Here is a 281-nt window from a genome sequence, read left to right on the forward strand (position 1 = left end):
GCGCGCTGATCGACCAGACCCTGGAGCGGCCGCTGCGTCCCGGCGAAGTGTCGCTGGACGAGCTGGAGCGCGCCTTCCGCGAGACCGCGATCGAAGCGCCGGTGCCTGTCGCCAAGGTTGAGCCCGCACCGGCCGTGGCAGCTGCCGCGCCCGTCGCCAAGGAGACAAAGCCCGCCAAGGACAAGCCCGCGGCCAAGAAGTCGATGGCGGACGAGGTGGCCGCCGAGGGCGACCGCATCGCCAACCAGTCGATCCGCGTCAACGTGGATACGCTGGAGCAT

Annotated in this window: 1 protein-coding gene; it reads left to right on the forward strand. The window is 70.5% G+C overall.

Annotated elements, in window-relative coordinates; translation table 11 throughout:
• A partial coding sequence (locus tag GWG65_RS40385; protein ID WP_275200943.1) for a hypothetical protein occupies positions 1-281 on the forward strand: 281 nt, incomplete at both ends.

Source organism: Bradyrhizobium sp. CSA207 (assembly GCF_029051685.1).
Lineage (GTDB): Bacteria > Pseudomonadota > Alphaproteobacteria > Rhizobiales > Xanthobacteraceae > Bradyrhizobium.